Origin of the sequence: Rhizobium sp. L43, from assembly GCF_002531725.1 — a bacterium.
GTDB lineage: Bacteria > Pseudomonadota > Alphaproteobacteria > Rhizobiales > Rhizobiaceae > Rhizobium.
The window spans coordinates 221,725-232,455 of sequence record NZ_NWSQ01000011.1; the positions used below are offsets into that span (position 1 = coordinate 221,725).

At 63.1% G+C, this 10,731-nt stretch carries 11 protein-coding genes; 7 read left to right on the forward strand and 4 right to left on the reverse strand.

Annotation, left to right across the window (positions count from 1 at the left end):
• Window positions 1-41 precede the first annotated feature (41 nt).
• Window positions 42-1,382, forward strand: a complete 1,341-nt coding sequence (locus CO667_RS16740) for an Nramp family divalent metal transporter (protein WP_097619421.1) — start codon at window positions 42-44, stop codon at window positions 1,380-1,382.
• Window positions 1,383-1,435: 53 nt separating this feature from the next.
• Here the strand turns inward: CO667_RS16740 and CO667_RS16745 are convergent, their stop codons facing one another.
• Together CO667_RS16745 and CO667_RS16750 are read right to left on the reverse strand one after the other, a co-directional pair.
• On the reverse strand, window positions 1,436-2,212 hold the full coding sequence (locus CO667_RS16745; RefSeq protein ID WP_097619422.1) for a methyltransferase: 777 nt from the start codon (window positions 2,210-2,212) through the stop codon (window positions 1,436-1,438).
• A gap of 7 nt (window positions 2,213-2,219) precedes the next feature.
• Window positions 2,220-2,447, reverse strand: a complete 228-nt coding sequence (locus tag CO667_RS16750) for a DUF2007 domain-containing protein (RefSeq protein ID WP_003569978.1) — start codon at window positions 2,445-2,447, stop codon at window positions 2,220-2,222.
• Between the two features lie 108 nt (window positions 2,448-2,555).
• On the opposite strand from CO667_RS16750, the gene CO667_RS16755 reads away from it, so the two are divergent.
• The 4 genes from CO667_RS16755 (at window position 2,556) to moaB (ending at window position 6,999) form a co-directional block, all read left to right on the forward strand.
• Entirely contained in the window at window positions 2,556-3,572 is a 1,017-nt protein-coding gene (locus CO667_RS16755) for a polyprenyl synthetase family protein (protein WP_097619423.1), read from the forward strand.
• 134 nt (window positions 3,573-3,706) lie between these two features.
• Complete coding sequence (locus CO667_RS16760; RefSeq protein ID WP_097619424.1) at window positions 3,707-5,539, forward strand: tetratricopeptide repeat protein; 1,833 nt, start codon at window positions 3,707-3,709, stop codon at window positions 5,537-5,539.
• Between the two features lie 12 nt (window positions 5,540-5,551).
• Complete coding sequence (locus CO667_RS16765) at window positions 5,552-6,448, forward strand: 4-(cytidine 5'-diphospho)-2-C-methyl-D-erythritol kinase (protein ID WP_097619425.1); 897 nt, start codon at window positions 5,552-5,554, stop codon at window positions 6,446-6,448.
• Complete coding sequence (moaB, locus tag CO667_RS16770; RefSeq protein WP_097619426.1) at window positions 6,448-6,999, forward strand: molybdenum cofactor biosynthesis protein B; 552 nt, start codon at window positions 6,448-6,450, stop codon at window positions 6,997-6,999. The genes CO667_RS16765 and moaB overlap by 1 nt, the downstream gene beginning before the upstream one ends.
• 6 nt (window positions 7,000-7,005) lie before the next feature.
• Here the strand turns inward: moaB and CO667_RS16775 are convergent, their stop codons facing one another.
• Together CO667_RS16775 and CO667_RS16780 are read right to left on the reverse strand one after the other, a co-directional pair.
• Window positions 7,006-7,341 (reverse strand): hypothetical protein, encoded by a 336-nt coding sequence (locus CO667_RS16775; protein WP_097619427.1) that lies wholly within the window; start codon window positions 7,339-7,341, stop codon window positions 7,006-7,008.
• Between the two features lie 325 nt (window positions 7,342-7,666).
• The gene (locus tag CO667_RS16780) at window positions 7,667-8,185 is read right to left on the reverse strand and encodes a glycosyl transferase (RefSeq protein WP_097619428.1); all 519 of its coding nucleotides are present in this window, start codon (window positions 8,183-8,185) and stop codon (window positions 7,667-7,669) included.
• 139 nt (window positions 8,186-8,324) lie between these two features.
• Between CO667_RS16780 and CO667_RS16785 the strand changes: the two genes are divergently transcribed.
• Together CO667_RS16785 and CO667_RS16790 are read left to right on the forward strand one after the other, a co-directional pair.
• On the forward strand, window positions 8,325-9,482 hold the full coding sequence (locus tag CO667_RS16785) for a PA0069 family radical SAM protein (RefSeq protein WP_097619429.1): 1,158 nt from the start codon (window positions 8,325-8,327) through the stop codon (window positions 9,480-9,482).
• 278 nt (window positions 9,483-9,760) lie between these two features.
• On the forward strand, window positions 9,761-10,450 hold the full coding sequence (locus tag CO667_RS16790; protein WP_097619430.1) for a ribonuclease HII: 690 nt from the start codon (window positions 9,761-9,763) through the stop codon (window positions 10,448-10,450).
• Window positions 10,451-10,731 lie beyond the last annotated feature (281 nt).

Sequence of the window (10,731 nt, forward strand, 5' to 3'; positions counted from 1 at the left end):
ATCCGTCATATTGACGCTCACGACAAACAGGTGGAAAACGCATGGACGCCCTAAACCCGAATGCAAGAAGCGGCTGGCGGCACGAACGCGGCGAGGCATCGCTATCGGATGTCTACCGCACCGTCGGAACGGGGCGTCACAGCTCGGTATGGCGGCGGGCGGCAGCCTTTGCCGGGCCGGGCTACATGGTCGCCGTCGGCTATATGGACCCCGGCAACTGGGCGACCTCGCTCGCCGGCGGCTCGAAATTCGGCTATGCGCTGCTGACCGTCGCGCTGCTTTCCAACCTGATGGCGATCGTGCTGCAATCGCTCTGCGCGCGTCTGGCGATCGCGTCGGGCCGCGACCTCGCGCAGGCCTGCCGCGACGCCTTCCCAAAATATGTCTCGGTGCCGCTCTGGGCCTTTGCCGAGATCGCCATCATCGCCACCGACATCGCCGAGGTGATCGGCACGGCGATCGGCCTCAACCTGTTGATGGGCATTCCGCTCGAACTCGGCGTGCTGATCACCGCGCTCGACGTCTTCGTGATCCTCTTCCTGCAGAAGCTCGGTTTCCGCTGGGTGGAGGCCTTCATCATCGCGCTGCTCGGCGTCATCGCGGTCTGCTTCGGCGTGCAGATCCTGCTTGCCGATCCGCAATGGGGCGCCGTCCTGACCGGCTTCTTCCCGACCACCGAGATCGTGACCAACCCGGAGATGCTCTATCTGGCGCTCGGCATTCTCGGCGCCACAGTCATGCCGCACAATCTCTACCTCCATTCCGGCATCGTGCAGACGCGCGCCTATGGCCATACGATCCCTGAGAAGAAGGAGGCGCTGACCTTTGCGACGATCGACTCGACGGTGGCGCTGTGCTTTGCGCTGCTGATCAACGCCTCGATCCTGATCCTGGCAGCGGCCGCCTTCAATGCGCATGGGAAGACCGATGTCGTCGAACTCGGCGAGGCGCATTCGCTGCTGGCGCCGCTGCTCGGCCTGGCGATCGCGCCGACGCTGTTCGGCATTGCGCTTCTCTGCTGCGGCCTCAACTCGACGGTGACGGCGACGCTGGCCGGTCAGATCGTCATGGAAGGCTTCCTCAAGATCAGGCTGAAGCCGTGGATACGCCGCCTGATCACCCGGGCCATCGCCATCGTGCCGGCGGCGATCGTCACCATCTGGTACGGCGACCAGGGCACGGCGCAGCTTTTGATCCTGACACAGGTGGTGCTCAGCCTGCAGCTTTCCTTCGCGGTCTTCCCGCTTGTGATGTTCACCGCCAGCAAGGCCAAGATGGGCGAACTGGTGGCGCCACGCTGGCTGAGCGGCATCGCTTATCTGATCGCGGTCGTCATCGCCGGGCTGAACGTCAAGCTGCTCTTCGACTTCGTCACCGGCTGAAGCAATTCCAGGAAAAGTGCGATGCGGTTTTCCGTCCGGAATTGCGCGATAAATTAAAGCCTGGCGTAAGCCGCCCGGCCATTGTTGAAATCATCGACGAGAGGGGAGAACTTGTGGCTCCCCTCTTCGTGCATGATCAGGGCCGCCCGCAGCGACAGCCGCGCCCGCGATCCCTTGATCGCTGTCACCAGGATACGGACGGCGTTTTCACCCGGGCGCGGATGGATGGCGGTGATTTCGATGCCGCCGAAGCGCCGGCCGCAGGCATCGATGATCTCGGCGATCGACTGGGGCCTGGCGATCAGCGACAATTGCCCGCCCGGGATCATGATGGCGCCGGCCGTGCGGATCCAGCTTTCGAACAGGCCATCGGTCATCGCATGGGCTTCGGCCTTCAGCGCATCCGGCGTGCGCCGGTCGCCGGCATCGTTGAAAGGCGGGTTCATGATGACGTGGTGGAAGCTTTCATCGATGAGGCCGGCATCGTTGCGCGCCTTGGCGGTCAGCGTCACATCGGCCTCGACGACGCTGACGCGGCCCGCGATGTGGGCATTCTCAGGCAGCAGGATGCTGCGGCGGGCATAATCGGCCATCTCGGCCGAGCGCTCGAACAGCACCACCTCCGCATCGGCAAGGCGCGAGGCGACGGCGAGGCCGGCAGCCCCGGCGCCGGCGCCGAGATCGGCGACCCTGACCGGGCGGTCGTCGGCGACGAGGGCGGCCAGCAGCATCGCATCCATGCCGGAGCGATGGCCCCTGCCCTTCGGCTGCACCAGATGGAAGGCGCCGCGATGGAAGGCATCGACGGTGTCAGTGGGTTCCCCGGTCATCGCAGGCTCACGTCCTGTCGCGCAGTTCGCCGCCGAGACCGGCATCGATGAGGATGCGGCGCGCCTGATCGGCCATCTCCTCATCCACCAGCAGGCGGCGCGGCAGCATGCCGAGCGAGCCTTCCAGCACGCTCATGCCCTGGTCGGCGATAAAGCAGTGAATCCCCGCATCCTTCATCAAACTTTCGGCAAAGGAGAGCAGAACGGGGTCGTTGGCGCGGATAAGCTCATGCATTTGCCGTCGTTTTCCTTCCAATTTCGTTCAGCGCGACAATTCACCCCTTGCCGCGCCCATCGCCCCTTTCTATTGTCAGGTGCAATGAATGAACAGGAGTCCGGGTCGTTGGGCGTGGTCATACCGCTTGAAGAAAGCAAAAACAAACTGGCATCCATCAAGCCATTGGTCGATCTCACCAGGGTTGATATGGAGCGAGTGAACCAGCTCATTCTGTCCAAGGCCGGCTCCGACGTGCAGATGATCCCTGAGGTGGCGAACCATCTGATCTCATCAGGCGGCAAGCGGCTGCGGCCAATGCTGACGCTGGCTGCCGCCTCGCTGTTCGACTACAGAGGCGATAATCACGTCAAACTCGCGACCTCGGTCGAATTCATGCACACCGCAACGCTGCTGCATGACGACGTCGTCGACGAAAGCGACCTGCGCCGCGGCAAATCGACGGCGCGGATGATCTGGGGCAACCAGGCAAGCGTACTGGTCGGCGACTTCCTGCTCGGCCAGGCCTTCCGCATGATGGTCGAAGTCGGCTCGCTCGATGCGCTCGACGTGCTGTCCTCGGCCGCCTGCGTGATCGCCGAGGGCGAGGTGCTGCAGCTTTCCGTCGCCAAGAACATGGAGACAACGGAGGACGATTATCTCGCCGTCATCCGCGCCAAGACGGCGGCGCTTTTTGCCGCCGCCGCCGAAGTCGGGCCGATTGTCGCCGAGGCCGGCAAATCCGGCCGCAACGCGCTGAAGTCCTACGGCATGAATCTCGGACTGGCTTTCCAGCTCGTCGACGACGCGCTCGACTATGGCGGCAAGGCGGCCGATCTCGGCAAGAATGTCGGCGACGATTTCCGCGAGGGCAAGATCACCCTGCCGGTCATCCTCGCCTATCGCCGCGGCACCGAGGACGAGCGCGCCTTCTGGCGCGATGCGATCGAAGCCGGCAACAGCACCGACGCCAACCTGGAAAAAGCGCTGGGACTGATCACCAAATACGGCACGCTCAGCGACACGATCGGCCGGGCGATCCATTACGGCACGATCGCCCGAGACGCGCTTGCACCGCTCCCCGATACGGCCTGGAAATCTGCCCTGATGGAAGTGATCGATTTCTGCATCGAGCGCGTCAACTGATCAAACGTCCTTGATCGCAGGCTGATTTTCTTGCGGCGCCGCTTCAAAAAAGCCATCCTGTTATGAATCAGTGATCACAACTGATTTTGCGACCGGCATCATTGCCGGGACGCTCTCGAAGAAAGGTTTCCCTTATGCGGCAGAGATTCGCCATCCGTCTTCTTACGAGCGCAGCGCTAGTGGCTGTTCTTTCGCTCGGCGGCGTCGCCGGCGTGAACGCCGAGGATGCGGCCAAGACGGGCGATGCCGGCAAGACAGACAGCTTCGATGCCGACAGCGTCACCTCCTTCTCCGGCGCCTTCCTGGCGGCGCGCACGGCCGATGTCGATCATGATTACCCAACGGCGATCGAACTCTACAAGAAGGCGCTGCAGATCGAGCCCGGCAATCCGGAGATTCGCCAGCGGCTGATGATCTCGCTGCTGCTCAACGGCGACATCAAGGACGGCGTCAAATATGCCAACGACCTGAAGGGCGATCCTTCCGTCGAGCGCATCACCACGATCGTGCGCGGCATGGATGCCGTGCGCCGCGACGACTACAAGACCGCCGAGGCCATCCTCAAATATAAGGGGCCGAACGATCTCGACCGGATGATGAACGACCTGCTGCTCGCCTGGGCCCGCGTCGGCGCCGGCCGCGGCAAGGAAGCGCTCACCATGGTCGAGAAGATGAAGGGGCCGGACTGGTTCCGCATCTTCCAGAATTACAATGCCGGCGCGATTGCCATCGCCACCGGCGACGTGAAATCCGCCCGCAAGCACCTGAACGATGCCGTGCTCGACAAGGAGGGCGGGGCGACGGCGCCCGACACCTTCATGCGCGCGGTGATGGCGCTTGCCCGCCTCGAAGCCCAGCAGGGCAACAAGCAGAAGGCGCTCGACGCCGTGTCTGTCGGCGACAATCTGCTGCCGAATTATGCGCCGCTAAATGCGCTGCGCGACAGCATCGAAAAGGACGAGAAGCAGGAACAGCAGGTCAAGACCGCCGAAGAAGGAGCTGCCGGCGTGCTGTTTTCGGTCGGCGGCGCGCTGAACCGCGACGGCGCCGAGGACATCGTCTCGCTGTACCTGCAGACGGCCAATGCGCTCGATCCGAACAGCGCCGATACGCTGGTGCTGCTCGGTGGCATCGCCGAGAAGCAGAACCAGATGGACCGCGCCATCGCGCTCTACAAGCAGGTGCCGGAGAATTCGCCGATGCGGCGCATCTCCGAGCTGCAGCTCGGCCTTGCGCTTGCCCAGGGCGGCAAGGTGGACGAGGCGCGCAAGCACCTGCAGGCGCTGATCTCCTCCGACCCGAAGGACATCCGCAGCTACCTCGCCTATGGCAGCGTGCTCTCCGACGCCAAGGACTACGAGGCGATGGCCGCCAATTACGACAAGGCGGTCGAAGCGATCGGCCCCATTCCCGGCCGCGCCAATTGGAGCGTCTTCTTCCAGCGCGGCATCGCCTATGAGCGGCTGAAGAAGTGGGACCAGGCCGAACCGAACTTCCGCAAGGCCCTGGAGCTCAACCCCGACCAGCCGCAGGTGCTGAACTATCTCGGCTATTCCTGGATCGACATGAACCGGAACCTCGACGAAGGTCTCGGCATGATCAAGAAGGCCGTCGATCTTCGCCCTGACGACGGCTACATCATCGATTCGCTCGGCTGGGCCTATTTCCGCCTCAACCGCTTCGACGATGCCGTCGACGAATTGGAGCGGGCCGCCCAGATCAAGGCCGGCGACGCGACGATCAACGACCATCTCGGCGATGCCTATTGGCGCGTCGGCCGCAAGCTCGAGGCCGTCTATCAGTGGAACCGGGCGCTCAGCTCCGAGCCGGAGGCCGCCGAAATTCCGAAGATCAAGGACAAGGTCGCCAACGGCCTGCCTCCTGTCAGCGACGATGCCAAAGCGGCCGACAAGAAGCAGCCGGACCCGGCACCGGTCACCCCGCCGCCGGTCGACAAGAAATCCTGACGGGCCGAAAATATGCCTGAAGAGGGCCTGGCCGAGGCTTTCGGCGTCACCGAAGAGGCGCGCGCGAAGATCAACCTCGCCCTGCATGTGACGGGCCGGCGGGCAGATGGCTATCATCTGCTCGACATGCTGGTGACCTTCGCCGATTGCGGCGACCGGCTGGGCTTCCTGCCTTCGCAGGCCGACACCTTCACGCTGTCGGGCCGCTTCGGCGAAACGCTTGCCGGCGATGGCGGCACCAACCTGGTGCTGCGGGCGCGCGATCTCCTGCGCGAAGCGGTCGGCGCCCTCGCCTTCCCTGTCCATATCCACCTGCAAAAGAACCTGCCGATCGCCTCCGGCATCGGCGGCGGCTCGGCCGATGCGGCCGCGACCCTGCGCGGCCTGATGCGGCTCTGGGGCATGAGCTTGCCGGTGGAAGCGCTTGGCAACCTCTCGCTGAAGCTCGGCGCCGATGTGCCGATGTGCCTTGAGAGCCGGCCGCTGATTGCCCGCGGCATCGGCGAAAAGATCGAAGCCGTGCCGGATCTGCCTGCCTTTGCCATGGTGCTCGCCAATCCGCTGAAAGGCGTCTCGACGCCGGAGGTTTTCCGGCGGCTGGCCACGAAGAACAATCCGGCGCTGAACCTGGCTTCAAATCTCGCTGGGACTGCCGACTGGCTCGCTGCAATCGGCATCGCCCGCAACGACCTGGAGCCGCCGGCGCGCGAACTCGTGCCCGAGATTTCTGCGATCTCGGCAATGCTGCAAGCCCGCGGCGCGCTGCTCACCCGCATGTCCGGCTCCGGCGCCACCTGTTTTGGCATCTTTGCCACTATGGCCGCTGCGCAAGAGGCGGTGACAGCTCTTCACGGCGAGCGGCCGGACTGGTATTTCCAGGCGACGGAAACGGTGTCGGGAGGCAGGTGATGGCAGGTCTGGACGAAAAGCGGCCCTTCATCGCCGTCGGCATCGCGATTCTCACCGTCTCGGATACGCGCACGCCGGAGACGGACAAATCAGGCGACACGCTGGCGGCGCGAATCACCGAGGCCGGCCACAGGCTGGTCGACCGGGCGATCGTGCCCGATGATCGCGAGAAAATCGCCGCACGGGTGAAGGCCTGGACGGAGAGCAAAGACATCGACGTCGTCATCACCACTGGTGGCACCGGCTTTACCGGCCGCGATGTGACGCCCGAGGCGCTGGAGCCGTTGTTCGAAAAGCGCATGGACGGCTTTTCCGCCATCTTCCACCGCATCTCCTATGAGAAGATCGGCTCGGCAACGATCCAGTCGCGCGCCACGGCAGGCGTTGCCAATTCCACCTTCATCTTTGCACTGCCGGGATCGCCCGGCGCCTGCCGGGATGCCTGGGACGGCATTCTGAAAGGACAACTCGACTATCGCAGCGTGCCGTGCAATTTCGTCGAGATCATGCCGCGTCTGGACGAGCATCTGAAACGCGGCGCGACCAAATAGAATTCGCTATGTGGCAAGGCCCGGCAGAGCCGGCATTGTTTCCCAGCTGTCACCCGACAGCAGGATGCAGCTTATGCCGTGAACATCCGTGACCACGAGCGTCCAGGTTCCGCTTTCGGCGGCGTAGACCTCGAGAACGGCGTTCTGGTTGACCAGTCCGACTGCCGTGAGCTTTTCGGCGAAGTTCCTGTCGAGGAACTTGATGACCTCGGATCGGCCTGCGCAACTGAGCATCGTCTGCGATGCTGCCGAATGCGGATGCGCGATCACCAAAGTCGGCAATATGACGGCCAGCAGGCCGTAGATCATACCGCGTACGCTGTAGATTCTACCGCGTGTCATGACGCACCTCCTTTCGCCGGGAATCCGGCAGAAGAGGAGATTTTCGCGGACCTGTTCTGCCGTTCACCGGCATTCCATGGCCATTCCGTTGCGAAGCGCGGCGCTTCGACGGCGCCATGTTTGAATTATAGCGCGAAATTCTATTGGACGCCATCTTTTGCGCGATGACGGGAGGAGCATGATACTCCTCCGAGGTTCGGCGACCCGCCCCCTCATCCGGCTGCCGCCACCGACCGGGGTCGAGCCACGGGTCTCGACCCGGGTAAGGTTAGGGTGAGGGGCAGCCATTGTCGCGAAAGCAGGATGACGGAGAGAGTGGAATCGCTTAGCGGGCGGCGCGGGCGACCCAGGCGGGGATGAGTTCGCTCGCCAGCTTGCGCGGCTTCTGGCCCTTGACGAATTCGGGAAGCCGCATCCCGCTTTTGGCGGTGGCGAGCGCCAGCTTTTTCGGCACCAGGAAACCAAGCTCCAGCGGGGGTACGGCTCGGCCGACACGCTGGAAGAACGGGCGCCGATAGCCCCTCGACGCGGTAAAGCGCGCCGGCAGCTTGTTCAGCGCCACATATTCGGCGATCTCATCGATCCAGCCGGCCTGCGGTCTGGCGCCCGGCTCGACGAAGAGCAGCCATTCGCCGCGGGCGGAGCGGACGATGTCCTTGATATCCCATTGTGAATGGAAGCGGCAGCCGGCAGCGTCGGCCACTCGTGAGGTACCGTCGCGCGAGCCGTGATCGAGCACGATCACATCGCTGACAAGCCCTTCCACCGCGCCTGCCACCAATACCGATAAAGTCTGCGCCAGCTCAGATTCCTGATCATGGCATTCGAGAACAACCGTCAACATCGACTATTCATAATGCGCCGCACAAATTTTTGCCAGCACCGTTTTCCACATTTTGTTCTTGCATTGTTCTCATTTTGCCGATAGGAATTTAATCATCAAAACGGGCGGGAACAATGGCTTTCCGCCACGGGAGAATCCGATGAGAGAGCAGTCCCTGGCAGGGCAGGCCGCATTCGCGCCTGCCAATACGGCAGATATTGCCGATGCGATGATCGTTTCCTCCGGGCTGAGAGTCGAGGTCGATCGGCGGCGCGGACGTGGGGCGGGATTGAACCCGACAGGGCGGTTCGAGGCGCTGCAGCGGGAGAGCTTCGACGACGGCTGGCAGACGTGGGAAGAGCTGCCGCCGTTCAAGACGGAGGTGCAGATCGAGAAACCGCGCACGGCCATCACCCGCAACGAATCGCCTGACATTTCCTTCGACCGCTCGATCAATCCCTATCGCGGCTGCGAACATGGCTGCATCTATTGTTTCGCCCGGCCGACACATGCTTATATGGGACTGTCCGCCGGACTCGATTTCGAGACGAAGCTGTTTGCCAAGCCGGATGCGGCAAAACTCCTGGAACGGGAACTCGCCAAGCCAGGCTACAAGGTGCGGGTGATCGCGATCGGTACCAATACCGATCCCTATCAGCCGATCGAGAAGGAATGGCGCATCATGCGCGGCATTCTCGAGGTCTTGAACAAGGCGAACCATCCGGTGTCGATCGTTACCAAGTCGGCGATGATCCTGCGCGATCTCGACATTCTGCAGGAGATGGCAGCCAAGAACCTGGTGCGTGTCGGCATCTCGGTGACCACGCTCGACCGCAAGCTTGCCCGGACGATGGAGCCGCGTGCCGCCACACCGCCGCGACGGCTGGAGACGATCCACACGCTTGCCGAAGCCGGCATCCAGACGGCTGTGATGGCCGCTCCGCTCATTCCGGCGCTGAACGACCACGAGCTGGAACGCATCCTCGAATCGGCCAAGGCTGCCGGTGCTGCCGAGGCGAGCTACGTCATCCTCAGGCTGCCGCTCGAGGTCAGTCCGCTGTTTCGCGACTGGCTGCTGCAGCATTACCCCGATCGTTATCGGCATGTGATGTCGCTGGTGCGCTCGATGCGCGGCGGCAAGGATTATGATGCCGAATTCGGCAAGCGCATGAAGGGCGCCGGTCCCTATGCCTGGCAGATCGCCCGGCGCTTTGAAATGGCGGCCAGACGTTTCGGCCTGACACGCCGCAGCGTACCGCTGCGCGACGATCTGTTTATCCCGCCCGATGGCAGCGGCGTGCAGCTGTCGCTTCTTTGACCTTTTGTGTTTACGCAATTCCCGGCAAAACCGCTTCGCGCTTTGCTTGGAATGTCCTCTAACCCTTACGCAATTCCGGATGGAAAACCGCTTCGCACTTTTCCTGGAATCGCTTCGAGCTTGCGCATCGGCTGCTCAGAAAAACCGCCCTGTTTTCGAGTCCCGAGCGCAATTCCCGCGGATGGCCTTGACCGCCACCATCCGCCGGACCGGTCCCCGGCCGCCGCCCTGATCCGGGGACTTGCGGGAAATCGGGTTGGCGTGCGAGGTTCAGCCGCATGAAACCTCGCACGCCACCCGATTCTCCCCTGCTTTTCGACACGGCTCCGCTCGTGCCGGATTTCAAACTCGAGCTCAAAGCCCGCAAGGCCGGCCACTGGCCGGTCGCCGGCGCCGATGAGGCGGGCCGCGGGCCGCTGGCCGGACCTGTCGTCGCTGCTGCCGTCATTCTCGATCCCAAGCGCATCCCTGAGGGCCTGAACGATTCCAAGCAGCTTTCGGCGCAACGGCGTGAGGAATTGTTCGTGCAGATCCTGGCGACCGCCACCGTCTCCATCGCCTCCTCCAGCTCGACGCGCATCGACGAGACGGATATTCGCAAGGCAAGCCTCGACGCCATGCGCCGGGCCATCTGCAGCCTCGCCATTCCGGCCAGCTACGTGCTGACCGACGGCCTCGACGTGCCGCCCGGTCTCGATTGCCCCGGACAGGCGGTGGTCAAGGGTGATGCCCGCTCCGTCTCGATCGCCGCCGCCTCGATCGTCGCCAAGGTGACCCGCGACCGGATGATGGCGCGGGCACATTATGTCTTCCCGGATTACGGCTTTGCCGCGCATGTCGGCTACGGCACGGCGCAGCACCGCGCCGGCATCGAGAAACACGGCCCCTGCTCCCTGCACCGGATGAGTTTTAGGCCGTTGCGCAAGGTTGAGGATGGTCCTGGGATGGATGAGCTGCTTTCCGAGTAGTGCGCTTTTCAGTAGAAAACCGGGCATGCCGAACGCAACAGCCAAGTTAAGGAAGTCGGCGCGTCTTGCTCCCTCTTCTCCCCAGCGGGGAGAAGGTGGCCCGAAGGGTCGGATGAGGGGGCCTCACGGCAGAACATTTGTTGTTGTGCTGAGCGAAAGCGAAGGGAATGAATGCTGTACCGTGTAGCCCCCTCATCCGCCGCCGGCACCTTCTCCCCGCTGGGCTATGGCATTCACACATTTAAAATTGCCTATGGGATTGCCTTCTGATTCTCTTGTTG